The organism is Sinorhizobium medicae, assembly GCF_007827695.1.
Lineage (GTDB): Bacteria > Pseudomonadota > Alphaproteobacteria > Rhizobiales > Rhizobiaceae > Sinorhizobium > Sinorhizobium medicae.
Map to the genome: position 1 here is coordinate 321,654 of NZ_VITA01000006.1, position 25,410 is coordinate 347,063.

The following is a 25,410-nucleotide window of genomic DNA, read 5'->3' on the forward strand; positions in this document are numbered from 1 at the left end:
CCGCTGCCGCGACCCGCTCCCCCCGCTTGCGGGGAGAATGGACAAGCGGCCGGGGCCTCGCCCCGTCTGTTGGGCATCCGCGGTAGCATTCCTCTCCCCGCGAAGTGGGGAGAGGAATCGGGGGCAAATACTTGCGCTGGGGTCAGGGCTTACCGCCCGCCGATGACGCCGATATAGTCGGAGACCCAGCGGTGATAGGGCACGCATTCGCCCTGGCTCTCGCATTTCGTTACCGGCGTCTTCCAGAACTTGACCTTTTCGAAGTCGTCATAGCCATTGGTCTTGCAACCCTCGTCGGTCAGAAGGGCGTTGCCTTTGCAGGCGGCGCCGACCGAGGGGTTGGCGCCGAACCAGGCCGAGACGTCACCCTGGACCTTCGGCGAAAGCGAATGCTCCATCCACATATAGGCGCAGTTCGGATGTTCGCTGTCGGAATGCAGCATCGTCGTATCGGCCCAGCCCGTCACTCCCTCTTCCGGAATGATCGAGGCTACAGGCTGCTTTTCGGCCTGCATCAGATTGACCTGAAAGGGCCAGGAGCCGGAGGCCACGACGCCTTCATTCTTGAAATCGTCGATCTGGATCATCGCGTCGTGCCAGTAGCGGCCGACCAGTGTGCGTTGGGTCCGCAACAGGTCGAGTGCTGCCTTGTACTGGTCCTCATTCAGCTCGTAGGGGTCTTTGATGCCGAGGTCTGGCTTGTGCGCCATCAGGTAGTTGGCAGCGTCGGCCACATGGATGGGGCCGTCATAAGCCTGAATGCGGCCCTTGTTCGACTTGCCGTCGGGCAATGTCGTCTCTTCGAAAACGACATTCCAGCTCTTCGGCGGCTGATCCTTGAAGGCTTCGGTATTGTACATCAGAACATTCGGCCCCCAGACATAGGGTGTGCCGTAGTGGACACCGTCGACCGTGTGCCATGGGGCGTTCTGCATGCGCTCGTCGATCGTCTTCCAACTGGGGATGAGATCGGTGTTTATCGGCTGGACGCGTTTGCCGGCTACAAGGCGGAGGGAGGCGTCGCCGGAAGCGGTGACGAGGTCGAAGCCGCCTTCGTTCATCAGAGCGACCATCTCATCCGAGGTTGCCGCCGTCTTGACGCTGACCTTGCATCCCGTCTTGCTCTCGAAATCGGTCACCCAATCGTAATTCTTGTCAGTCTCGCCGCGCTCGATATAGCCCGCCCAGGCGACGATCGAGAGCGCGCCTTCGCCTGGCCCCAGTTCCTTCGGCGGCTCCTGCGCAAAGGCAGGCGCGACGAGCGCCATCGACAGGGTGAGCGCAGTACAGGATTTCAGGATCTGCTTCATCGGAAGTCTCCCCGGTTTAACGCCGTTTGCGGCTTTGTTCCCGGAATGAAGCGTGCCTTGATTTCCTCGCATTCGCAAATTCATTAATCAGAATGACGGTATCGGTTTTTCCGATGGATCACCTCGGCCTCGCGCTGCGCAGCGCTTCGGCTATGCCGACGAAATCGCGCGCGGACTGGGGCAGGCTCGACCCCTTCCGCCAGACCATGCCGACCTGCACGACCGGCAGCGCGCCGGAAACGTCGCGGCTTTCAATCCGGTCGCCTTCCAGCGACCAGGGACGGTAGACGAGATCAGGCAGAAGGGCGATGCCCGCGCCGGTTGCGACCAGACTTCTGACCGCTTCCACGGAACGGGTTCGGAACGCGACGTGTGGGCGCGCGCCAAGCGCCGTCAGAAGTTTGCCGGTGTTCTCCTCGATTTCGTCCACCGTCAGCATGATGAGCGGCTCCCTGGCGATATCCTCGACCGATATGATGTCGGCGCTGACAAGCGGATGGCCGATCGGCAACCAGAGCCGGTAAGGTGAAGTTTCCAATATTTCCGCCTGCAGCGCCATGCGGTCGCGCAGGTTCGAGATGACCATCACGGCGACGTCGAGTTCGCCGCCGATCAGGAGGTGCTCGAGATAGGAACCATTGTCCTCGATGGCGCTCACCTCGACGCCGGGGCAGGCGCGGCGGTAGCGCGCAAGCAGGTCGGAGAGCACGTATCCGGCGACGAGGGAAGTGACGCCGAGATTGAGCCTGCCGCTGCGTTCTTCGCGGCTGTCGGAGAAGCTGCGCCGCGCATCGGAAACATCGGCGAGGATCTTGGTCGCGTGGCGCAGGAACTGATGCCCGTTATGGGTGATCGAAAGCCCGCGCGGATGCCGGTCGAAGAGTTCGACGCCGAGATCGGATTCGAGCTCCTTGACTGCCTCGGTGATCGACGACTGCGAAATGGAGAGGTTCTGCGCCGCGCGGGTGACCGAGCCCTGCTCGGCGACGGCGACGAAATATTGCAACTGCCGGAGTGTGAACGCCATTGTCAAATTAACACTGCTTGCCGAGGCGAAATCAAGCAGACAAAGGTCGCCGGCAGCACTTTGAAACCTTGTACATTTGCCCTTAAATCGGCTTGATCATGGAAGCATGCAGCGGGGAGTGCGGGGATGGGATCAGGACCGACAAGACCAATGCCGACGGAAGCCGGCATTCTGGCCTTTCACGAACGCTGCGAAGCGTTCTACCCCGCCGATGCGGTCAACGCCTCCGTCGCGCAGCAGCGCCGATGGTATGACGCACTCTGCGCCGAGTTCGATGCGCCATCGCCGGAGGGATTGACGCGGCGTGACGACCTCGTGGCTGGTCGAATCGCCATCAGGCGCTATCGTCCGGCCGAAGTCGCGAGTGAGACGCGTGTTTTCTACATACACGGCGGCGGCTTCGTCGTCGGCTCACTTGAGAGCCATGATGCGATCTGCGCCGAGCTTGCCGATGGCGCGCGGGTCGAACTGGTGTCGGCGGACTATCGCCTCGCGCCCGAGCACGTATGGCCCGCAGCCTTCGAGGACTGCTATGACGTGATGGAAGCGCTGCTTGCCGATGGGCGTCCGCTCGTCGTCGCGGGCGACAGCGCCGGCGGCAACCTCTGCGCTGGGATCGTGCTGAAGGCAAAAGCCGAAGGGCTCTCCGGCATCGCCGGGCAGGTCCTGATCTATCCCGGCCTCGGCGGCGATCTGACGCGCGGCTCCTATTTGGAGATGGCCGAGGCGCCGCTGCTTTCCACCGCCGATGTGGACTATTACCGCGATGTGCTGAAAGCACCGGCGGATGAGCCCTTTGCGCACCCGTTGCGCGCCGCGAACCTGTCAGGGCTTCCCCCGGCCTATGTTTCCGGCGCCCATTTTGACCCCTTGCGTGATGATGCGCGCGCCTATGCCGCCCGGCTTGCCAAGGCGGGCGTCGACGTCACCTATCGCGAGGAGCCGCAGATGGTCCATTCCTGGCTCCGGGCTCGCCACATGAGTCCCGGTGCGCGGGAAGGCTTCGGCCAGCTGGTGCGGGGTGTTGCGGGACTTGCCGGCACTTGCCCCTCTCCTCGGGTCTAAGCCGAGGACTAACCCCCGCAGCCGGATGAGGGGCTTTCCCGCTCCGGTCGTTCACATGAAATCGCGCCGGATCCGCTTCTCGAAGCTCTTCTCAAAGATCTTCTCTTCACCCTCGAACGCCTCGACCTGAGCGGAGGTGATCCACTCGGTTTCCGTACAGCCGAGGCGGGAGGTAGAGACGGTCTTCAGCGATTGCTGCCCACGGCGCGCGACACAGGTCCAGGTGGATACGCCCGTCATCGAATTCGGATCGTCCGGCGCGATCGTCCAGGTTTCGTCGCGGATGTCCTGGGTCGCATTGCCCGTGCCGGGATGCTCGACGAGGCCGGTATTCTCGTAGACGCGGTAATGCGTCAGGCACTTCGTCATATCGCGCTCGACGGTGCGGCGCGTTTCGGCAGGCGAATGCTCGATATAATGCGGCAACGGGTCGGGGTTGGCGGGCTGCGGCACCACGATCTCGCGATGTTCCCCGAGAAGCGGCAGCGAAAGCGAGATGCTGGTCGTGTCGATCGCCAGGCCGGGATCGGTCGGTGACGGAAGGATTATCGGCCAATAGGAAGTCGACAGCGACAAACGGATGCGGTGACCGGCACGGAAGCGATAGCCGCAGGCGTCGAGCACCAGCGAAACATGCGTCTTCTTGTTTTTCTCCATCGGCACCGGCTTCGCATTGCCGTTGCGATGCGCCAGGTTGAGGACGCCGAAGGCGACGCGGGTCGCCGTACCGTCCGGGTGGACGTCGACGATCCGCGCGACGAGATTGGCAGTGTCGGAAGCGCAGGAAAGCTCGAGGTCGAGCACAGGCTGGCCGAGATAATCCTCCGCCTCGAGCAGGGGATGTGTGTCGAAAGTCAGCGAGCCCGCATCATCGATGCGCTGGTCGCCGGGCATCTCCGCGTCCGGCTTCAGCGTGAAATACTCACCGGCAGCAGTGCCGGTGTCGAGCGGCGATCGGAGGTAGACATCGCCGACCCCGCGTCCCGGTGCCGGCTGAGCGGCCAGGCTCCCGTCGTTCGATATGGTGAAGGCCCGCAACTCCGGCGTCCTCCAGATGTCCTTGGCGATCCAGCGGCCCGGATCTTCATTGCGCCTGACCGAGGGTCTTGGGCCGTCGAGGATATAGGCGCGCATCTGCGGCACCTGCTCGGCGTCGTTCATTTCGTCACGAAGCCAGCGGTTCCACCAGCGGATCGCCTCTCCGAGAAAGTCCGCCCGCGGCTTCGGCCAGGCGAAATGCGGATATTTGTGGACCCATGGACCGATGAGCGCCTTGGCCCTGCCGCCCAAGCCCTCGACCGCCTTGACCGGCGTGTTGCGGTAGCCGTCCGCCCAGCCGGCGATCACCAGCGCCGGGATCTGGAAGCTTTCAAAATCTTCGCAGATCGAGCCATGCCGCCAGAAGTCGTCGCGGCGCTGGTGCTCCAGCCATTCCTCCAGGAAGAAGGGCTCGTTCTCGAGTCGCTGCAGCCACATCTCCCGCCAGCCCTCACCGACGAGTTCCGGATCGGGGGATCGGGACTGGTAGGCGAGCATGGTCGCGGCCCAGGAGAGCTGAGCGGAAAGATGGCAGCCGTTCTTGTAGTGGATGTCGTCATTGTAGCGGTCGACGGTCGAGGCGATCGAGATGACCGCCTTCAGCGCCGCGGGCTTGAGAGCCGCCACCTGCAGACAGTTGAAGCCGCCCCAGGAAATGCCCATCATACCAACCTTGCCGTTCGACCAGGGCTGCGCCGCAATCCATTCGATGATTTCGCAGCCGTCGGATAATTCGCGCGGTGTGTATTCGCCGTCGATCACGCCCTCGGATTCGCCCGAGCCGCGGATATCGACGCGCACGCCGGCGATGCCAGCCGCCGCGAAGGCCGGGTAGGTCGATTCGTCCCTTGCGCAGGTGCCGTCGCGCTTGCGATAGGGGAGATATTCCAGCACCGCCGGAACCGGGCTCTGCTCGGTCCCTTCAGGCATCCAGATGCGAGCGGCAAGCCGGGTTCCGTCCTTGAGGGTGATCCATTCGTTTTCGATGACGCTGAAATTGCGATCGACCATGTCGGCCGCCTCCATTCGGTGCTTGACTGTTGAGATGCGCGGTGCCGGTGGAAAAAGCCACCTGCACCTACTCATTGCACTTTTAGCTGTCGAACCAGACGCGGCTTCCGACATAGCCGTTCGAAAGGTCGTTGCCGATGTCGTGCACGAAACCTTTCAGCGAAGCGGAGGCGGCGTTCACATAGTCGTTGAAGACCGGCAGAATGAGGCCGCCTTCATCGCGCACCATGAGAGCCATGGTATGGTAGAGCGCCTTGCGCTTGGCTTCGTCCAGTTCGGAGCGCGCCTGCAGGAGCAGCTTGTCGAAATCCTCTCGCTTGAACCGCGTGTCGTTCCATTCCGCACTCGAAAGATAGGAGGTGGAATAGCGGGAGTCCTGTGTGGGGCGGCCGCCCCAGTAGGATGCGCAGAAAGGCTGCACATTCCAGACATTGGTCCAGTAGCCGTCTTCCGGTTCGCGACGTACCTCGATTTCGATGCCGGCCTTGCGGGCGCTTTCCTGGAAGAGGACGGAGGCGTCGACCGCGCCCGGGAAGGCGGCGTCGGATGTGCGCAGCAGGATCGGCCGGTCATGGCCGGACTTCTTGTAGTGGAAGGCGGCCTTGTCGGGATCGTAGGCACGCTGCTCGATGCCTTCAGGTGCGAGCGCGTAGTTTTCATTGACCGGATAATCGTTGCCGAGCGTGCCAAAGCCGCCGAGCACACGGTCGAGAATGGCCTGCCGGTCGATCGCATATTTCAGCGCGAGCCTCAGGTCGTTATTGTCGAAGGGGCTCGTGTCGCAATGCATGAGGAAGCTGTAGAAGCCCTTGCCCGAAGTCTGCAGAATTTCCACGCGGGGCGCGCGCTTGAGCAGCGGCACGGTTTTCGGTTCGACGCCGTTGATGAAGTGCACCTGCCCGGAGGAAAGCGCCGCAATGCGCGCCGTGGTGTCATTCATGACGATGATTTCGACGCTGTCGACATAGCCGCGGTCCGAGCGCCAGTCGGCGGTGTTCTTTTCAAAGGTCGCACGTATACCGGCTTCGTAGCTTGCGAGCTTGTAGGGTCCGGTGCCGACCGGCGAAGCCGGATTATCGACGCCGCCGTCCGGCTGAATGATGAGGTGATAGTCGGTCAGCAGAAGCGGCAGGTCGGCATTGCCTTCCGTCAGCGTCAGGACGAGATCGCCGGCCTTTTCCTCAATTGCCTTCACGGAGCGCATAAGTCCCAGCGCGCCCGATTTGGAGCCTTCGTCGGAGTGCCGCTTCAAGGTTGCGATCACGTCTGCAACGGCGAGTTTCCTGCCATCGTGGAACGCAATGTCCTTTCGAATCTTGAACGTCCAGACCGAAGCGTCGGCCGACGACTCCCAGGAGGAAGCGATTGACGGCAGCGGAGCGCCGGTCTCGGGATGGGATTCGACCAGTGTGTCGCCCCAGAGATGGCCGATTACGAAGGATACGGAACCGCTGTAGCTTGCCGGGTCGAGTGAATCGGTTGTCGCGCCGCCGTCGAGGCCGAGCTTCAGATGGCCGCCTCGCTTCGGTTCCTGCGCCCGCGCTTCACCGCCTACGAGTGAACTGCCGAGCCCTGCGGCGATGCCAAGCGCTGCTGTGCCCGCGAGAAAGCCGCGCCGGTTGATGCCGGCCGGGACGATGAGGCCATCGGGACGCTTCGTGAATTCGGTCATTCCAGTTCCCCTTGAGTGTTTTGTTGGGAGGAAATCTAGCGCCTGCCGGGCGCCAGACAATTTCGCGACTTGACGCTGGTTTTCGCTGCTTTACGCTATCGGCGAACCGGGACTGGAACCACCGACCTTGCCGCAGGACGATATATTCGCGACCAATCTGCGTTTCGCCTGTGCGACGCGGCGCTCGATCTCGCAGGTCTGCCGCGAGATCGGCATAAATCGCCAGCAGTTCAATCGATATATCAGCGGTGAAGCGCGGCCCTCGGCCCATAATGTTGCGCGGATCGCGGCCTTCTTCGGCCTTTCGGCCGATGATTTTTTGCTGCCGCCAAAACTCTTCGAGGCCCGCATGATCCGCCCGGAGCGACACCGCCTGGAAGCGGGGCAGCTTCTCGAGGGGTTCCCGGGCGATGCCGCAGCCCTTCGCCGTCATTTCGGCTACTACCAGACCTATCATCTTTCGCTCTCCTGGCCCGGTTTCGTCGTCTGTTCCTGCGCGCATATCTATGAGGAAGGCGGCTCGATCCGGGTAAAATCGATCGAGCGCATACGCGACAGGGCGAACGAGATCGAGCAGTTCTCAAAATATGTCGGACTTGTCACCTTCTGGCGAAACCGCATTTTCATTGCCGAGCGCACCGTGGGGCAGGCGGCGATGCTGGCGCAGACGATCCTGATGCCGTTCGAGTTGCACCAGCGGGTCTATCTGCGCGGCACGACGATGGGGGTTTCATGGCGCAAGGAGAACCTGCCCTACGCATCGCGGATGATCTGGCGGCATATCGGTCAGGATCCGGACAAGCGTCAGATGCTTTCGCGTTGCGGGCTGGTGCCGTTTGGCGCGCGGCATCTGCCGTCCGCGGTGAGACGCTTTCTCGAGGTGCCCGAGGCCGAGGTGCTGACCATTCCGGCGGAGTATTAGAGCGGGATGAGAAAAAGCGTGCGCGGTTTTCCGCCCGCATTCCGCTCTTTGGAAGCGATCACGTTCATGTTTCCAGGTCGACCCGACCTAAAAACATCGTGATCTCGGCAGGCCGAGTGGCGGCCATGGCGGCCGCCACTCGCACTCAATTGCCGGCACTTTCCATCCGGCGCGTCTGCAGCACCTTTTCGAGCCAGCCGATTTCCATTTCCGGAACCGACTTCAGAAGCAGGTCGGTATAGTCATCAAAGGGCGGCGCAAGGACTTTCGATTTCGGGCCGAAGCGCACCAGCCGACCGCGATGCATCACGGCGACGCTGTCGGCGATCGCCCGGACGATGGCGATGTCGTGAGTGATGAAGACATAGGAAACGGCGGTTTCCTCCTGCAGTTTCAGAAGGAGGTTCAGGATGCCTTCCGCAACCAGCGGATCGAGCGCCGAAGTCGGCTCGTCGCAGAGGATGATCTCCGGTTGGGCGGCGAGCGCCCGGGCGATCGCAACGCGCTGCTTCTGCCCCCCGGAAAGCTCGGCCGGGTAACGGTCGAGGAAGGGCGTCCCCATTTCGATCTGGTCCAGCAGTTCCTTGACCCGCTCGGTCTTCCTGGCGCCGTGCATGCCGAAGTAGAACGAGAGCGGCCGCCCGACGATGTCGCGCACCGTCTGGCGCGGGTTCATCGCCGTATCGGCCATCTGGTAGATCATCTGGATCCGGCGCAGTTCGTCGTTGGATCGGCCTTTCAGCGCTTTCGGCAATTCCTTTCCTTCGAAGGTGATGCGCCCTTCGCTTGGCGGCAACAGCCCGGTGATGACGCGCGCGAGCGTCGATTTGCCTGAGCCGGATTCGCCGACGATTGCCAGCGTCTGGCCCTTCGGCAGGTGCATCGAGACGTCGTGCAATACCTTGAAGCCGTTCGCGTAGCCGGCATGCACATGTTCGATCTTGAGCAGCGAGCCGGTCTGGTCCGGAGCTTCGTCGCGTTTGGCCTGACGGACGCTGACGAGGGCGCGGGTGTATTCCTCCCGCGGAGCCTCGATCACCTGCTTCGTCGTGCCGTATTCGACAGTCTTGCCGTGACGCAGCACCATGATGTCATCGGAAATCTGGGCTACGACCGCGAGATCGTGGGTGATGTAGAGTGCCGCCGTATCGGTCTCCTCGATCGCGTGCTTTATCGCCGCGAGCACATCGATCTGGGTGGTCACGTCCAGCGCGGTCGTCGGCTCGTCGAAGACGATCAGATCCGGCTTGGAGCAAAGCGCCATGGCGGTCATGGCGCGCTGCAATTGGCCGCCCGATACCTGATGAGGGTAGCGATCGCCGAAGTTTTCCGGGTTGGGGAGGCCGAGGACCCGGAACAGATAGAGCGCACGTTCGCTTGCCTCTTCACGGCTCATGATGCCGTGGCGAAGCGAAGCCTCGATCACCTGGTCGCCGAGCTTGTGGGCGGGGTTGAAGGCGGCGGCCGCGGACTGTGCGACGTAGCACACCTGTGCGCCGCGCACGGCGTTGATGCCGCTGCGGCCGAGCGTCAGTATGTTCTTGCCGTTCAGCAGGACCTCGCCGCCGATAATACGGCATCCGCCGCGGCCATAGGCCAGCGCAGAAAGACCGATCGTCGATTTGCCGGCACCGGACTCGCCGATGAGGCCGAGTACCTTGCCCTTTTCGAGGTCGAAGGAAACGCCCTCGACCAGCGTGACGACCTTCGGCGGCTCGCCCGGGGGATAGCTCGTCGCCTCGATCTTCAGGTTCTTGACGGAAAGCAGATCAGGCATCGCCGCGGCCTCCTTTCAGGCTGGAGGTGCGCTTCATCAGCCAGTCGACGACGAGATTGACGCAGATTGCGAGGGCCGCGATCGCGCCGCCAGGGATGAGTGCGGCCGATATGCCGAAGATGATGCCGTCCTTGTTGTCCTTGACCATGCCGCCCCAATCGGCGGCCGGCGGTTGAATGCCGAGGCCGAGGAAGGAGAGGGTGGAGAGGAACAGGATCGAGAAGGCGAAGCGCAGACCGAACTCGGCGAGGAGTGGCGACAGCGTGTTCGGCAGGATCTCCCGGAAAATGATCCAGACAGTGCCTTCGCCGCGCAGTCGCGCAGCCTCGACGAACTCCATGACCGCGACATCGAGTGCGACGGCGCGGCCGATGCGGAAGACACGGGTCGAATCGAGCACGGCCATGACGAGGACGAGGATCCACAGATGCTGCGGCAGCACTGCGAGAACGACGAGTGCGAAAATCAGCGTCGGCACCGCCATCATCAGGTCGTTGAAGCGGGAGAAAAATTGATCGACGAAGCCGCCGGTGACGGCCGCGGTGAAGCTCAGGATCATACCGAGAGCGAAGGATATCACGGTTGCCGCCAGCGCGACGAAGATCGTCGTTCGAGCGCCGTAGATCAGACGCGAGAGCAGGTCGCGGCCGAGATTGTCCGTGCCGAGGAGGAAATCGCCGCCGGCCGGCAGCCAGACATCGCCCACCACCTCGCGCTCGCCAAAGGGGGCGAGAAGGGGAGCAAAGAGGGCGCAGAAAATTGCGATAGCAATGCCGATGATGCCGATCCAGGCACTGAAGGGTATGGTTCTCAAGTTCATCGCGGATGCCTCAATCTCGGATTGGCGAGAATGGCGAGAATGTCTGCCGCCATGTTGAGGAAGATATAGAAGGCCGCAAAGATCAGCCCGCATGCCTGCACGACGGGCATATCGCGCACCGTTACGGCATCCACCATATATTGCCCCATGCCGGGATAGACGAAGACGACCTCGACGACGACCACGCCGACGACGAGATAGGCAAGGTTCAACGCGATGACGTTGATGACAGGCGCCACGGCGTTGGGGGCGGCGTGGCGCGCGATGATGCGGAACGTGCCGAGGCCCTTGAGTTCGGCTGTCTCCACATAGGCCGAGGACATGACGTTGAGGATCGCCGCGCGCGTCATGCGCATCATATGAGCGAGAACCACCAGCACGAGGGTTGCGACCGGAAGTGCGATCGCCGAAAGCCGATCGGTAAAGCCCATGCCGTTATAGACGGTCGCGGGAAAGGTGGCTACGCCCCATTCGACGGCGAAGTACATGATCAGCAGATAGCCGATGAAAAACTCCGGCAGCGAAATCGCCGCGAGCGATATCACATTGATGATCTTGTCCGGCAGGCGATTTCGGAATTGCACCGCGAGCATTCCAAGTCCCACCGCGAGCGGCACGGAGACGAGCGCCGCGAAGAAGGCGAGGAAGAGCGAGTTGCCGAGGCGATTGCCTATCTGTTCGCTGACGGAGTTCCTGCTTGCCCATGAGGTGCCGAAATCGCCTTGAACGGCACCGCCGAGCCAACTGAGATAGCGCTCGCTCCAGGGGCGGTCGAGCCCGAGATCCTGGCGGATGTTCTCGACGGCCTGGGGTGTCGCCGATTGGCCGAGATAAGTGGTGGCGAAATCGCCGGGCAGGGCTTCGATGCCGCCGAAGATCATCAGCGATACGGCAAAGAGCAAGCCGACGCTCAAGCCAAGGCGCTGGAGGATCAGCGCGGCGAGTGGGCGGCGAAAGGCGAAGCGCTGCCAGATCGTCCCGCCGCGCTCTTCCGCGGCCGGGTTGGGTTTGGCTGGGATACCGGCAAGATCGGAGGACCGCAGGGCTGTCTCGCCTGCGGTCGCATCCGTCGCGACCGGACCCGTGATCGGTCCGCTTTCCATCATCAGGCGTCCAGCCATACCCTGGTCGCGACATAGCCGTTGGACATGTCGTTGCCGATGTCGTGGACATAGCCCTTCACCGTCTTGCCGGCCGCGTTCACGAAGTCGTTGAACATGGGCAGGATCAGGCCGCCCTCGTCGCGCACCATCATCGCCATGGTGCGGTACATGTCCTTGCGCTTGGCTTCGTCCAGCTCGGAACGCGCCTCAAGCAGGATCTTGTCGAAATCCGGACGCTTGAAACGGGTGTCGTTCCAGTCGGCCGTCGAGAGATAGGCGGTGGAGTACATCTGATCCTGGGTCGGGCGTCCGCCCCAATAAGATGTCGAGAAAGGCTGGACGTTCCAGACATTGGACCAGTAGCCGTCGCCGGGCTCGCGCTTGACCTCGATCTCGATGCCGGCCTTCCTGGCGCTCGCCTGGTAGAGAACCGCGGCGTCGACCGCGTTCGGGAAGGCGACGTCGGAGGTGCGCAGCAGCACCGGACCGCTATGGCCGGATTTCTTGTAGTGGAATGCGGCCTTGTCGGGGTCGTAAGTGCGTTGCTCTATCCCTTCCGGGAAAAGCGCATAGGTGTCGTTGATCGGGAAGTCGTTCCCGATCTTGCCGTAGCCGCCGAGGATGCGCTCTACGAGGGTCTCGCGGTCCATGGCATATTTCAGCGCCATGCGCAGATCGTTGTTGTCGAAGGGCGCCGTGTTGCAATGCATGATGAACACGTAGTGGCCGCGGCCGGACGTGTTGAGGATTTCAACAGTCGGCGCCTTCTTCAGCAGATTGACGGTTTTAGGATCGACGCGGTTGATGAAGTGGACCTGGCCCGAGGAAAGCGCCGCGACACGCGCCGTCGCGTCGTTCATGGCGATCAATTCGATGGAATCGACGAAGCCGCGGTCGGTGCGCCAGTCGTCCGGGTTCTTCTCGAACGTGGCGCGTATGCCCGGCTCGAAGCTTGCGACCTTGTAGGGACCGGTACCGATCATCGCATCGGGATTGTCGGTGCCGCCGTTCGGCTGGATGATCAAATGGTAGTCGGTCAAAAGCAGCGGCAGGTCCGCATTGCCTTCCGTCAGCACCAGGACGAGCTTATCGCCATCGGCCTTGATTTCCTTGATGGATTTCATCACGCCGAGCGCGCCGGACTCGGATTTTTCATCCGTGTGTCGCTGCAGAGTCTTGATGACGTCGTCGATCGTCAGTTCCTTGCCGTCATGGAATTTCACGCCCTTGCGGATCGTAAAGGTCCAGGTGGACGCATCGGCGGAGGGTTCCCAGGATTCCGCAAGTGCCGGCACCGGCTCGCCGGTCGTCGGATGGCTCTCGACCAGCATGTCGCCCCAGTTGCGGCCGACGACGAACATGAATTGCGACAGGGCCTTTGCGGGGTCCCGCGAGTCCGTTGCAGCAGCCCCTTCTAGGCCGAGCTTAAGGTGACCGCCGCGTTTTGGCTCCTGCGCTGCGGCGCTGGACGCGAAGAGCATATTTGCGCTCGACGCGGCAATGCCGAGAGCGGCTGCGCGTCCGAGAAACTCGCGCCGCTTCATCTTGCCGAGCATGACCTGACGAGCCAAGTAGTCTTTGTAATCGCTCATTCCGCTGTTCCCTTCCTGGGTCGGCATTCGCCGATCGTTGTGATTGGTAGAGTGTTCGCGCATTGCCATCGGTCGATGGCCGGAAGGTGGTTTGCAGTCCACCGTGATGGTTCCTATCCTGACCTCCTTCTTCGAGCCGTTTTCGCGCTACCCGCCCTGTTCAACCATAAGGCTAACCGCTCGGGCCGGGCTTGTAACGTCCTAAATTATAAATCTTTCCCATAAGCATGTCTTATGGAATGACTGATCATCCGCACACACCGGTGTTCGCGGCGCGCCACGCTGAACGGCCGGTATTATCCGGCTCCTCTCCAGTTTGCGGCCGATGACCGCTTGTCTCAGCGTCCCTTCCAGACCGGGTCGCGCTTTTCCGCGAAGGCGCGGGCGCCCTCCAGCTGGTCTTCGCTCGAATAGAGGGTGTCGACCGTCTTGAACTGGCGGCGGGTGACCCGGTTCATCGTGGTCTGGAAGTCCCGGCCTTCCGCATCACGGACGACTTCCTTGATCGCGGCATAGACGAGCGGCGGTCCGCTTTCGAGCAGGCGCGCCAGCTCCCAGGCTCTGTCCATCAGCCGTCCGGCCGGCAGAATTTCATTGACGAAGCCCCAGCGATTCGCCTCGACCGCGTCGAGCCAGCGGCCGGTGAGCAGCATGTCCATGGCAATGTGATAGGGGATGCGTTTCGGCAGTTTGATCGACGCGGCATCGGCAAGCGTGCCCGAGCGGATCTCCGGGAGTGCAAAACTCGCATGTTCGGTTGCGAGGATGAGGTCGGTGGAGAGTGCGATCTCCAGCCCACCACCGCAACAAATGCCGTTGACGGCCGCGATGATCGGCTTGTTGAGGTCACGCAATTCCTGCATGCCGCCGAAGCCGCCGACGCCATAGTCTCCGTCGACTGCGTCGCCGTCTGCCGCCGCCTTCAGGTCCCAGCCCGGGCAGAAGAACTTCTCCCCGGCGCCTGTGATGATCGCGACGCGAAGCTCCGGGTCGTCCCGAAAATCGCGGAAGATCTCGCCCATGATGCGGCTGGTCTTCAGATCGATGGCATTGGCCTTCGGCCGGTCGATCGTGACTTCGAGAATGCCACCTTCGCGGCGGGTATGGATCGGTCCGGTCATAGGGTCATTTCCTCCGGCGGATCAGGGCGTCGGCTGCAAGGGCTCCCTGGCCCTCCGGCAACACCATAACAGGATTGATATCGAGTTCTTCGAGCTTGGAAGCGTTTGCAACGACATAGGATGCCGCGGCAGCGACAGTTGCCACCAATGCCGCCATATCGCCCTTCGGATTGCCGCGATAGCCGTTCAGCACCTTGCTGATTTTGAGGCCCGCAATCGCGTCGCGGATCGCCTCTTGCGTGGCCGGCAGCGTCAGGATTGCCGAATCCTCCAGCAGCTCGACGAGAATTCCGCCCGCGCCGATGGTCAGCACCGGCCCGGCGACGGGATCACGCATCGCCCCAACGATCAGCTCCGCCACGGGCTTCGCGACCATTTTCTCGACGAGATAACCGGAGGCGACGGCTGTCATGCTCCGCGCCGCAGCAATGACCTCGTCATGGCTAGCCAGATTGAGCTTGACCGCGCCGGCTTCGGTCTTGTGCGCCACCCCAAGGCCCTTGAGGACGACGGGGAAGCCGAGTGCCGCGGCAGCGGTCGCTGCCTCCTCCGGGGTAGCGACGCTCCTGCCGCGCGGAACGGTCACGCCCGCTGCTGCGAGCTCGCCTTTTGCTTCGGCTTCGCTCAGGGTGACGATGTCGCCGGCTTCGGGGAACGAGCGAAGCAGGGGAGGTGCCACGGGACGTGCCCAGGCCGCACCGATCGCCGCGGCATTCTCGGCGGCAGCGAGCGCTTCGTCGATGCCGAAGAATGGTACGACGCCAGCCGCCATCAGGGTGAGCGCCGTTTCCTCCGGCATGTTTTCGCCGAGACTGGCGACGATGCCGGCGGGGGCACCCGTTGCCTTTGAGGAATCGACGACCGCCTCGCAGGTCGTTACCCAGTCGGCGGCGTCGCAGCGGTCGAGCCGCGGGAAATCGAGGACAATCAGATTGAGCGCGTAGCCGCCTTGCATCATGGCGGTGAAGGCGGCCGTCTGCTTGTCGCGATTTCCCCAGACGAAGGTGTGGTAGTCGAGCGGATTGGCGATCGTCACCATTTCGCCGAGGCTTTCGCGAAGCGGATTGCGCTGCTCTTCCCTGAGCGGCCGGAAGTTGATGCTGCGCCGCACGCCCGCATCCGCCATCAGCGATGCCTCGCCGCCCGAACAGCTCATCGAGGAGATATCGGCGCTGGCCAGGGGCCCGTGAAGATGCAGCAGTTTAAGGGTTTCGAGAAGCTCCGGCAGCGTATCGACCCGACCAATACCGAGGCGGGCGAGCAGGGCCGATGAAACGCGGTCGTTGCCGGCAAGGGAAGCGGTGTGGGAGACGGTGGCAAGCTGCGCCGCTTCCGATTTTCCGACCTTCAGCGTGACCACTGGCTTGCGCAGTTCGCGTGCCCGAGTGGCCAGCCGCTCCAGGGCCTCGATGCTGTCGAAACCCTCGATGTGCAGTCCGACGGCGGTCACACGCGGGTCCTCGAGGACGGCGCAGGCAATGTCGGAAAGGCCGGTTTGCGCCTGGTTGCCGGCCGTCATGACATAGGCCAGCGGCAATCCGCGCTTCTGCATGGAGATGTTGCAGGCGATGTTGGAGGATTGCGTGAGGATAGCGACGCCGCTTTCGACGCGGAGCATTCCGTGCTGGTCGGGCCAGAGCAGTGCGCCGTCCAGCATGTTGATGAAACCGTAGCAGTTGGGCCCGACGATCGGCATGTCGCCGGCTGCAGCGACAAGCGCCTCCTGCAGGTCGTTGCCGTCGGCAAGCTCGTTTGCCGCCTCGCGAAAACCCGAAGCGTAGCAGATGGCACCGCCGGCGCCGCGCGCGGCGAGATCGCGGATGATCTCGATCGTCAGCGCCCGGTTGACGCCGACGAAGGCGGCATCCGGCGCCTCCGGCAGGTCGGCTACCAAACGATAGCAGCGGCGGCCGAGGATTTCCTCTTCGCGCGGATGGACGGGCCAGATTTCGCCTGAAAAGCCCATCTTGTCGCATTGTTCGATGACGCGCCGCGCCTCCTTGCCGCCGAAGACGGCGATCGAGCGGGGACGGATGAGGCGGTCGAGGGAGCGATAAGGGGTGGTCATCGAGCCATGCACTCCCTCAAGGCAGGATATGCCGCGCCGTTCTGCTCGACTGCAGCCGCTGTGCAACGGGGCAACTTGCCGAAACGAAGACTCTGCCGCATCCTCAAGCTCCCAGCGGCCGCAACAAGTCGCGGCTGATGATGTGTCGCTGGATCTCCGACGTCCCGTCCCAGATGCGCTCGACCCGCGCGTCCCGCCAGAAGCGGGCGAGAGGCAGGTCGTCCATGAGCCCCATGCCGCCATAGATCTGGATCGCCTCGTCGGTGACGCGGGCAAGCATTTCGGTAGCATAAACCTTTGCGGAGGCAATCTCTCGATTGGCCGGCAGGCCCTGATCGAGCCGCCACGCCGCCGAGAGTGTCAGGAGGTCGGCGGCATCGAGCTCTGTTATCATGTCCGCGAGCTTGAAGGAGACACCCTGGTTGGCGCCGATCGGCTTGCCGAACTGTTTGCGTTCCGCCGCATAGGAGAGCGCGTAGTCGAAGGCGCGGCGGGCGCGCCCGACGGAGGTGGCGGCAACAGTCAGGCGCGTGGCGTAAAGCCAGTCATTGGCAAGATCGAAGCCTCTATGGACCTCGCCTAGAATTTGGGCGGATGGCAGACGACAATCGTCGAAAGTCAGAATGCAGTTCTTGTATCCACGATGCGAGACCGAGTTGTAGCCCTCGCGGATCTCGAAGCCCGGCGTGCCGCGGTCGATGAGGAAGCAGGTGATCTTTTTCTTCGGTCCACGCGGCGTCTGCTCCTCGCCGGTGGCGATGAAGACGATGACGAAATCGGCAATGTCGGCGTGACTGATGAAGTGCTTCGTTCCGTTCACGATCCAGTCGTCGCCATCCGGGCGGGCGAAGCATTTCATGCCGCGTACGTCCGAGCCGGCGTCCGGCTCGGTCATGGCGAGCGCGTCGAACTTGTCGCCACGAACGGCGGGCAGGAGGTAGCGCTCGCGCTGATCTTCGTTGCAGGCCATCAGAATGCCTGACGGGCGGCCGAAGAAAACGGTCAATCCCATTGATCCGCGGCCGAGCTCGCGCTCGACCAGCGTGAAGGTCAGATGGTCAAGGCCTGCGCCGCCGACCTCCTCCGGAAAATTGCAGCCAAAGAAGCCAAGCTCCTTGCATTTGCGGGCAATTTCCTGCCCGAGGTCGCGCGGCACGACGCCGGTGCGCTCGACCTCGTTCTCGTGTGGATAAATCTCGGCTTCGACAAAGTTGCGGACCGTGTCGACGATCATCTGCTGTTCTTCGGTCAGTGCGAAATTCATGGTTCTCCCTCGTCAGTTGCCCCTCTCCCCGGGGTAAATGGGTGCAAGCGGCTGCGGCAGCCGGATGAGGGCTGCCGCATGCGATCCTTACCGCTTCTGCCCCACATGACGCCCCGCGCCGTCAGGCGCATCGAGCTTCGCATGGCCTTCGGCGATCGGCTTCAGCTTCGCCATCACCTCGGCCGGCGCCGGCACGGACTTGCCGGCTTTGGCGTCGACATGCAGCATCATCTGTTCGGCGGTGGCGATCACGTCTCCCGAAGCTGCATCGTGAATTCGGGTGAAGAAGTGAATCCGCTTCTCGTCGGACGAAAGAAGTTGCAGCGTCGTATAGAGTGCCTGTCCCAGCTTGGCTTCGCCGAGATGGCGGATGTGGGTCTCGACCGTATAGTAGCTGTGACCGGCCTCGACATAGGCGAAGTCGACGCCGATCAGCTTGAGCAGAGCATCCGAGGTATCTCCGAAAAGCTGCAGATAGCGATGCTCGGTCATGTGGCCGTTGTAGTCGACCCAGGCGGCATTGACCCTGGTCTCGACCAGACGCAGCGGCCCGGAAACATCGTGGGCTGTCGAGGGGGTGCCGCCCTTCGCCCAAAGCCCCTTCTCGAAATCGGCCAGCAGCTTGCCCGCACCCCAGCCCTTGCCGCCGTCGCTCGCTTTCAGGGCGTGCATGATGCCGACGAGATTCTCATCGCGGATGCGCTCGAGCTCGCGGATCGAGCGACCGGCGGCCTGCGCGTCGGATTGCGCGCCGATCTTCTCGACAAGCGCCTCGTCCAGATCGACCACGTCGGTGAATTTCGTCCATGGCCATTTGAGGCAGGGGCCGAACTGGGCGAGGAAGTGGCGCATGCCGGCTTCGCCGCCGGCGATTCGATAAGTTTCGAAGAGACCCATCTGCGCCCAGCGCATGCCGAAGGAATAGCGCATGACGTCGTCGAGCGTCTCGGTATCGCAGATGTCATCCTGGATCAGCCACAGCGCCTCGCGCCATAACGCCTCGAGCAGCCGGTCGCCGACGAAAGCCTCTATCTCCTTGGCGATCACAACGCCTTTCATGCCGATCTCGGCGACGGCTTCTTCGGCGCGCCTGATCGTTTGCGGCGAAGTCTTCTTGCCGCCGACGAGCTCCACCAGGGGCAGCAGATAGACCGGGTTGTAGGGATGGGCCACGAACATGCGTTCGGGGTGCTTCATCTCGGCCTGCAGGTCGGACGGGAGCAGTCCCGAAGTGGAGGAGCCGATCAGTGCGTCGGGCCGGGCGGCCGCGTCGATTTCGGTGATGACGCCGCGCTTCAGCGGCAGCCGTTCGGGCACGCTTTCCTGAATCCAGTCAACGTCTTCGACTGCTTCCTGAATGCTCTTGCAGAAAGTTAATTTTCCGAGCGGCGGCAGCGGCGCCATGGTCAGCATGCCATAAGCGCGTTCAGCATTGGCCATGACCTCGCCGATAATGCGCTCGGCCTCCGGATGCGGGTCGAAGATGTTGACGTCTATCCCTGCAAGCGCAAAACGCGCAGCCCAGGCCCCGCCGATGACGCCGCCGCCGACACAGGCGGCCTTGGTAATGGTGGTCATTCCGCTCTCCTCGATTCCTTGTAATCCCGGTCTGCCCCTGAAATCGCAGTCTGCTCCTCTCCTCGGGTTCGACCCGAGGACTGGCCCCTCCGGCCCAGGCGGGGAGAGGGGACTGGGTGCCTATGGCTTGCGTCTTTTTCCCCGTTTTGACAGGGAGACGGTGCCGGCAGGCGGATGAGGGGCCCCGGCTCTTACCGCTTGGTCAGCTTCAGCTTCCTGCGGACCTCTTCCGGTCCGATGATCTTTGCGCCCATGCTCTCCACGACGGAAACCGCCTTCTCCACGAGCTGGGCATTGGTCGCGAGCTGGCCCTTTCCGACATAAAGATTATCCTCGAGGCCGACGCGGACGTTGCCGCCGGCGAGGATTGCGGCGGCGGGATAGGCCATCGCGTTGCGGCCGATCGAGAAGGCCGAGAAGGTCCAGCTCGAGGGCACGTTGTTGACCATTGCCATGAAAGTGTTGAGATCGTCCGGTGCGCCCCACGGAATACCCATGCAGAGCTGGATCAGCACCGGATCCTCGATCAGGCCTTCCTCGACGAGCTGCTTGGCGAACCAAAGGTGCCCGGTATCGAAGGCTTCGATCTCGGGGCGCACGCCGAGTGCGGTCATCTGGCGCGCCATTTCGCGCAGCATCGACGGCGTGTTTGTCATGACGTAATCGCCGAGCGAGAAATTCATCGTGCCGCAATCGAGCGTGCAGATTTCAGGCAGGCACTCGGCGACATGGGCGACGCGTTCGGTGGCGCCGGCCATGTCCGTACCCTTTTCATTGACCGGAAAGGGGTTTTCGACATTCCCGAAGACGAGGTCTCCGCCCATGCCGGCGGTCAGGTTGAGCACCACGTCGATATCGGCGGAGCGGATGCGATCGGTCACTTCCTTGTAGAGATCGAGCCTGCGCGCCGGCGCACCGGTCTCGGGGTCGCGCACGTGACAGTGCACCACGGCGGCGCCCGCTCTGGCGGCGTCGATCGCCGATTCGGCGATCTGTTTCGGCGTGACCGGGACGTTGCTGGATTTCGAGACGGTGTCTCCGGCGCCGGTGACGGCGCATGTGATGAACACCTCGCGGTTCATGCTGAGCGGCATTGATGTCCTCCCTTTCGTTGCCTGCATTACGAGCCAGAAAGCGCCGGACTGCTTTTCAGAAACAGAAGCAATCTATACAGTATCGGAAAGGATGGGAGGAAGTTTCGGCGTGGACAGCAGCACTTCGCAAGCGCAGCATCTCGATCTGCTGATATTGCCGGAGACCAATCTCATTCTTGTCGCTTCGGTGGTCGAGCCCTTACGCGCCGCCAATCGGATAGCCGGGCGCCCGCTTTACAGCTGGGCCCTGTTCAGCCCTGACGGAAATGCGATCGAGACGAAAAGCGGCATTCCCATTCCGGTGGCCGGGGCCTTCCGTCCGCAGCGCGAGACTGCGCCGCTCTTCGTGCTTTCCAGCTACCACTGGCAGCGCAGCGCCACCGTGCAGCTCAAGATGTTCCTGTCGCAGACGGCGCGGCACAGGGAGACGATGGCGGGAATCGAATCCGGCTCCTGGCTCCTTGCGGAGGCGAGCCTCCTCGACAATTTCTCGGCCACCACCCATTGGGAGGACTTCGAGGACTTCTCGGCCGCCTATCCGCAGGTCACGATGGTGCGCGACCGGTTCGTCATCGACCGCAAGCGCATTACCACCGGCGGCTCGCTGCCGACGCTGGATCTGATGCTGGAACTGATCCGCCGCGCGCACGGCTACTCGCTGGCACTCGAAGTATCCCGCCTCTTCATTTACGAGCAGGAGCGCACGCGCGGGGACCTCCTGCAGGTGCCGGCCATCGGCAATATGCGCATTCTGGATGCGCGGGTCGGTGCAGCGGTAAAGCTTATGGAGGAGACGGTAGAGGCACCGCTGACACTCGCCCGGCTGGCGCGCCGGGCAGGCATCAGTGCCCGGCATCTGCAGGATCTCTTCAAGGAGACGATGGGTGTCGCTCCGCACGAGCACTATCTGGCGCTCCGGCTCAACGCGGCGCGTCGCAAGGTGATCGAGACGCGGATGGCGTTCGCCGATATCGCGGCGATTTCCGGCTTCAATTCCTCGTCTTCATTTTCCCGCAGCTATAGGGCTCATTATCGAGAAAGCCCAAGTGAGACACGCCGGCGGCTCAAGTTGAAGAACTGATTCAAGAGCTTCAGGCTGCAGTTCAGAAAGAATGGTTTCACGAATCGAATCAAAGACCTGCCGCCGTTCCGTCGAGAAGTGATTCAGTGCGCGGGCGCGAGGCAGGGCTCGTGTCAAACGATCGTCTCGCCACCGTCCACCACGAGGATCTGCCCGGTCATGTAGGAAGAACGGTCGGAAACAAGGAAGAGGATCGATTCGGCGATCTCATCGACGCTGGCCCAGCGGCCGAGCGGCACCTTCTGGCGGATATAGGCCTCGATTGCGCCGCGCCCGCCCATCTGGGCGATGAAAGGCTCGTTGAAAGGCGTGTCGACCCAACCCGGGCAGAGTGCGTTCACCCGGACGCCGTACTTCGCGTAATCGCCGGCCATCTGCCGGGTCATGGCGATGACCGCGTGCTTCGTCGTCGTATAGGCGATCATCTCACGATCATAGAGCACCCCGGATGATGACGACGTGTTGACGATCACGCCACGGCCGGCTGCCCTCATCGACGGCATGACGAACCGGGCGGCCATAAAATGTGCGCGGACGTTGAGGTTCCAGGAGCGGTCAAAGCCCGCCACCTCGACCCCTTCCAGATCGCCTGCGACCTGTGCGCCGGCGTGGTTGTGCAGGATGTCGATGCGGCCGTGCCGGTAAAGGACAGCGGCGATGCCGTCCGCGAGCGCGTCGTCATCGGTGACGTCGATGGCGAGTGCTTCGGCGCTGCCGCCGCTGACTGCGATTGCCGCTACGGTGTCTTCGCAGGCATTCACGCTTCGGTCCACGACCACCACATGCGCGCCTTCGCGCGCCATGATGGCGGCACCCGCCTGGCCGATCCCGGAGCCCGCTCCGGTCACGATCGCGATCCGGTCTTTCAGAATCATTGTTTTACTCCCCGGATTTGCTTTTCTTTTCGCGCATGAGCACGCGGGCGGTCAGGATCAGAAGCAGCGACGCGACCAGAACCAGAGTCGCGATCGCATTGATTTCCGGCGTCACGCCCCGGCGGATCGAGGCGAAGACATAGATCGGCAGGGTTGTCTTCGAACCGGCGACGAAGAAGGCGATGATGAAGTCGTCGAAGGAGAAGGTGAAAGCGAGGAGGAAGCCTGCGAGGATCGAAGGCAGGATCTGCGGCAGGACGATGAGCCGGAAGGTGGTGAGCGGCGTCGCATAGAGATCGCCTGACGCTTCGACGATGTCGCGGCCGAGGCTCGCGATCCGCGCCTTGACGATCATGGTGACGAGCGCCATCGAAAAAAGGCCATGGGCGGCGATGATCGATCCGTAACCGAGCCCTAGCTGCGGCGGTCGATCGCCCGACCAAAAGGCTGCAATTGCCGGGTTGACGAAGGAGAACACCGCAACCAGTGCAACAAGCGTGGCAATGCCGATGACGACGCCGGGCACGACGATCGCGGCTGCGAAGAGTGCGTCGAAGAGCGCGCGCATGCGGGGGCCGAGCCGCTCCATGCCGAGCGCCGCCATGGTCCCGAAGACGGCGGCGAGTGCGGCGCTGGTGAAGGCAATGAGCAGGCTGTTCTGCAGCGCGGAGATGAGGAAGGTGTTGCCGAGCGCCTTGCCGTACCATGCAGTCGAGAAGCCCGCGAACTCGCTCGCATTGCGGCCGGCATTGAACGAGAACAGCACGACGAGGGCGATCGGCGCATAGAGGAAGAGATAGACCGACGAGATGAAGGCGCGCATCAGACGAGATCCACCTGTCTTGTGCCCGCGACCTTCCAGGCGACCCGCATCGCGACCATGAGGACGACGACGACCACGGCGACGAGGGTCACGGCGATCGCCGAGCCGAAGGGCCAGTTACGCGACTGCAGGAAGAGATCTACCAGTGCATTGCCGAGAAAGAAGACCTTGCCGCCGCCGAGCAGCTGCGGGATCAGATACTCGCCGAGAAGCAGGATGGTGACGAGTGCGACGCCCGTCATGACTCCGGGCAACGACAGCGGCAGCGTGACGCCGAAAAACGTGGAGACTGGCTTGCCGCCGAGATCGGCAGAGGCCTCCAGCAGCCGTCGATCGAGTTTTTCGAGGCTCACATAAATCGGCATGATCATCAGCGGCAGGTAGCCGTAAACGATGCCGAGCAGCACGGCGCCGGGCGTGTTCAGCATTCGGACGTCCTCTATACCGATCATCGACAGGAGATTGGGAATGCCGCGCGAGCCGAGAATGTACATCCAGGCATAGGTACGCACGAGCAGGCTCGTCCAGAACGGAACGACGACGAGCGAAACGAGGATGAGGCGGTAGCGCGGGTCTGCCTTGACGGCGAGGTAGTAGGCGACCGGATAGGCGATGAGCAGGCAGAGCAGGGCACCAGCAGGTGCCAGGAGCAGGGTGTTCCAGAAGGCTGCCGCCCGGGTCGGCAGATTGGCGAACTGCGTGAAGGTGAAGGCCGCCTGGTATCCGCCTTCAGGCGCCCGCTCGCCAAAGGCGAAGACGAGCATGGCCATGAAAGGGAGCACCAGGAAGACCGCGAGCCACGCGGCTGCCGGCGCGACTAGCGCCGCCGTCACCAGGTTCCTTTTCGTGTTCGTTGCAGAGCGCATGGAATTTCCGTCTGATCGTTGAAGTGGCCCCTCATCACCTGCCGGCACCTTCTCCCCGTCACTACGGGGAGAAGGTGCCGGCAGGCGGATGAGGGGCGGTCACTCCCAACTCAAGCCGATTTGAAGCGCGCCATCAGCTCGGCCCGGCCCGGGTCGGTGAGCGTCACCGCAGCGCCGAATTCGAGTGGGCTGAGAGCCGCTTCGTCCGGATAGACGATCTTGTTCGAGGTGACGTCTGCAGGCAGCAGCTTGAGAACCCGGCTGTCGGTCGTCGGTGCGCCGTTGGCGATGTGTTCCTTGACCGCGCTATTCGGGGCCATCAGATAATCGAGCAGCGCGTAACCGGCGGCCTTGTTCGCCGCACTCTTCGGGATCGCGTAGAAATCCGACCAGATTTCGCCGCCATCCTTTCCGAGGACGAACTTGATCTCCGGCATGTCGCGGTTCAATTGCGCTCCGTCATTGGTCCAGCACATGGTCATCCATGCATCGGTGGCGCGCATCGCCGGCTGATAGTCGCTGTTGATCGCGTAGAGATGCGGCTTGACCTTGATCAGGAGCTCTTCGGCCTTGGCGAGCTCCTCCGGCTTGATCGAATTGAAGGAGAAACCGAGGGAAACGAGCGCATTGCCGATGGTGGTGAGCTGATAGTCGTGCACCATGGCGCGGCCGTCGCCTTCCGTCATCGCGATCTCGAAGAAGTCCTTCCAGCTCGCAACCGGAGCCTTGATCTTGTCGGAATTCACCGCAATTCCGGTCGTTCCCCAATTCTTCGGCACGGCATAGGTCTTGCCCTCGACGACGCCTTCGCTGGTGAATCGCGCGTTCTCCGTCGAGGCATCGTAGTTCGGCAGCTTGGAGAGATCGAGCTCGTCGATCAGGCCAAGCTTCACATAGGTGGAGATCGTGTAGTTCGTGGGCACGAAGAGGTCCCAGCCGGTTCCGCCGGCCTGGAGCTTTGCAAGCATTTCCTCGTTGGAGCCGAAGACATTGACTTCGACGGCGACGCCCGTCGCAGCGGTGAAGGCTTCGAAGGTGGCGGGATCGTGATAGTTGGGCCAGGTCGCGATCGACATCTGCGTGCCAAGGTCTTCGGCGTAAGCGGTGGAGTTGAACAGGCCCGGCTGACGCGCCAGGACGGCGGTCGCGAGGCCGAGGCCGGTGACACCAAGGAAATGACGGCGCGAAACGGAGCCGCGCTTCAGGCGCATCAGCTCGTCGGCAAGCTTGTCCGCAGTGATCGGGGCATTCTCTCTGTACCATTTGGTCATGATGCTGTTCCCTTATCTTGATGTCATTGATT

Annotated in this window: 20 protein-coding genes; 3 read left to right on the forward strand and 17 right to left on the reverse strand. The window is 62.6% G+C overall.

Going from position 1 to position 25,410, the window contains the following annotated elements; translation table 11 throughout:
* Positions 1-149 precede the first annotated feature (149 nt).
* The gene (locus FB009_RS13285; protein ID WP_011976317.1) at positions 150-1,310 is read right to left on the reverse strand and encodes an ABC transporter substrate-binding protein; all 1,161 of its coding nucleotides are present in this window, start codon (positions 1,308-1,310) and stop codon (positions 150-152) included.
* Positions 1,311-1,428: 118 nt separating this feature from the next.
* Positions 1,429-2,337: a LysR family transcriptional regulator gene (locus FB009_RS13290; protein WP_011976316.1), complete on the reverse strand. Its 909-nt coding sequence runs from the start codon at positions 2,335-2,337 to the stop codon at positions 1,429-1,431.
* Positions 2,338-2,463: 126 nt separating this feature from the next.
* Between FB009_RS13290 and FB009_RS13295 the strand changes: the two genes are divergently transcribed.
* Positions 2,464-3,402 (forward strand): alpha/beta hydrolase, encoded by a 939-nt coding sequence (locus tag FB009_RS13295; protein ID WP_011976315.1) that lies wholly within the window; start codon positions 2,464-2,466, stop codon positions 3,400-3,402.
* A 51-nt stretch (positions 3,403-3,453) separates the two neighbouring features.
* On the opposite strand, the gene FB009_RS13300 is transcribed toward FB009_RS13295, so the two are convergent.
* Together FB009_RS13300 and FB009_RS13305 are read right to left on the reverse strand one after the other, a co-directional pair.
* Positions 3,454-5,451: a CocE/NonD family hydrolase gene (locus FB009_RS13300; protein ID WP_024310822.1), complete on the reverse strand. Its 1,998-nt coding sequence runs from the start codon at positions 5,449-5,451 to the stop codon at positions 3,454-3,456.
* Between the two features lie 82 nt (positions 5,452-5,533).
* Positions 5,534-7,123 carry an ABC transporter substrate-binding protein gene (locus FB009_RS13305; protein WP_011976313.1) on the reverse strand — a complete coding sequence of 530 codons (1,590 nt, stop codon included), beginning with the start codon at positions 7,121-7,123 and terminating at the stop codon, positions 5,534-5,536.
* A 127-nt stretch (positions 7,124-7,250) separates the two neighbouring features.
* On the opposite strand from FB009_RS13305, the gene FB009_RS13310 reads away from it, so the two are divergent.
* Positions 7,251-8,045: a helix-turn-helix domain-containing protein gene (locus FB009_RS13310; protein ID WP_011976312.1), complete on the forward strand. Its 795-nt coding sequence runs from the start codon at positions 7,251-7,253 to the stop codon at positions 8,043-8,045.
* Between the two features lie 145 nt (positions 8,046-8,190).
* Here the strand turns inward: FB009_RS13310 and FB009_RS13315 are convergent, their stop codons facing one another.
* The 9 genes from FB009_RS13315 to FB009_RS13355 form a co-directional block, all read right to left on the reverse strand.
* Entirely contained in the window at positions 8,191-9,822 is a 1,632-nt protein-coding gene (locus tag FB009_RS13315; RefSeq protein ID WP_011976311.1) for an ABC transporter ATP-binding protein, read from the reverse strand.
* A complete protein-coding gene (locus FB009_RS13320; protein ID WP_011976310.1) occupies positions 9,815-10,642 on the reverse strand; it encodes an ABC transporter permease in 828 nt (275 codons plus the stop codon). The genes FB009_RS13315 and FB009_RS13320 overlap by 8 nt, the downstream gene beginning before the upstream one ends.
* Positions 10,639-11,763: an ABC transporter permease gene (locus FB009_RS13325; protein WP_018012654.1), complete on the reverse strand. Its 1,125-nt coding sequence runs from the start codon at positions 11,761-11,763 to the stop codon at positions 10,639-10,641. Before FB009_RS13325 ends, FB009_RS13320 begins: the two co-directional genes overlap by 4 nt.
* Positions 11,748-13,337 (reverse strand): ABC transporter substrate-binding protein, encoded by a 1,590-nt coding sequence (locus FB009_RS13330; RefSeq protein WP_011976308.1) that lies wholly within the window; start codon positions 13,335-13,337, stop codon positions 11,748-11,750. The genes FB009_RS13325 and FB009_RS13330 overlap by 16 nt, the downstream gene beginning before the upstream one ends.
* 338 nt (positions 13,338-13,675) lie before the next feature.
* The gene (locus FB009_RS13335; RefSeq protein WP_011976307.1) at positions 13,676-14,458 is read right to left on the reverse strand and encodes a carnitinyl-CoA dehydratase; all 783 of its coding nucleotides are present in this window, start codon (positions 14,456-14,458) and stop codon (positions 13,676-13,678) included.
* A gap of 4 nt (positions 14,459-14,462) precedes the next feature.
* Positions 14,463-16,526: an acetate--CoA ligase family protein gene (locus FB009_RS13340; protein WP_011976306.1), complete on the reverse strand. Its 2,064-nt coding sequence runs from the start codon at positions 16,524-16,526 to the stop codon at positions 14,463-14,465.
* A 103-nt stretch (positions 16,527-16,629) separates the two neighbouring features.
* The gene (locus FB009_RS13345; RefSeq protein ID WP_127581265.1) at positions 16,630-17,790 is read right to left on the reverse strand and encodes an acyl-CoA dehydrogenase family protein; all 1,161 of its coding nucleotides are present in this window, start codon (positions 17,788-17,790) and stop codon (positions 16,630-16,632) included.
* Between the two features lie 87 nt (positions 17,791-17,877).
* On the reverse strand, positions 17,878-19,368 hold the full coding sequence (locus FB009_RS13350; protein ID WP_102045363.1) for a carnitine 3-dehydrogenase: 1,491 nt from the start codon (positions 19,366-19,368) through the stop codon (positions 17,878-17,880).
* Positions 19,369-19,559: 191 nt separating this feature from the next.
* A complete protein-coding gene (locus FB009_RS13355) occupies positions 19,560-20,462 on the reverse strand; it encodes a BKACE family enzyme (protein WP_011976303.1) in 903 nt (300 codons plus the stop codon).
* Between the two features lie 109 nt (positions 20,463-20,571).
* On the opposite strand from FB009_RS13355, the gene FB009_RS13360 reads away from it, so the two are divergent.
* A complete protein-coding gene (locus FB009_RS13360; protein WP_024310825.1) occupies positions 20,572-21,543 on the forward strand; it encodes a GlxA family transcriptional regulator in 972 nt (323 codons plus the stop codon).
* 113 nt (positions 21,544-21,656) lie between these two features.
* On the opposite strand, the gene FB009_RS13365 is transcribed toward FB009_RS13360, so the two are convergent.
* The 4 genes from FB009_RS13365 to FB009_RS13380 all read right to left on the reverse strand — a co-directional run bounded on the left by FB009_RS13365 (position 21,657) and on the right by FB009_RS13380 (position 25,378).
* On the reverse strand, positions 21,657-22,418 hold the full coding sequence (locus FB009_RS13365) for an SDR family NAD(P)-dependent oxidoreductase (RefSeq protein WP_011976301.1): 762 nt from the start codon (positions 22,416-22,418) through the stop codon (positions 21,657-21,659).
* Between the two features lie 4 nt (positions 22,419-22,422).
* Positions 22,423-23,241: an ABC transporter permease gene (locus FB009_RS13370; protein WP_011976300.1), complete on the reverse strand. Its 819-nt coding sequence runs from the start codon at positions 23,239-23,241 to the stop codon at positions 22,423-22,425.
* A complete protein-coding gene (locus FB009_RS13375) occupies positions 23,241-24,107 on the reverse strand; it encodes an ABC transporter permease (RefSeq protein ID WP_024310826.1) in 867 nt (288 codons plus the stop codon). The genes FB009_RS13370 and FB009_RS13375 overlap by 1 nt, the downstream gene beginning before the upstream one ends.
* Positions 24,108-24,217: 110 nt before the next feature.
* Positions 24,218-25,378, reverse strand: coding sequence for a polyamine ABC transporter substrate-binding protein (locus tag FB009_RS13380; RefSeq protein ID WP_011976298.1), 1,161 nt, complete (start codon positions 25,376-25,378; stop codon positions 24,218-24,220).
* Positions 25,379-25,410: the final 32 nt, after the last annotated feature.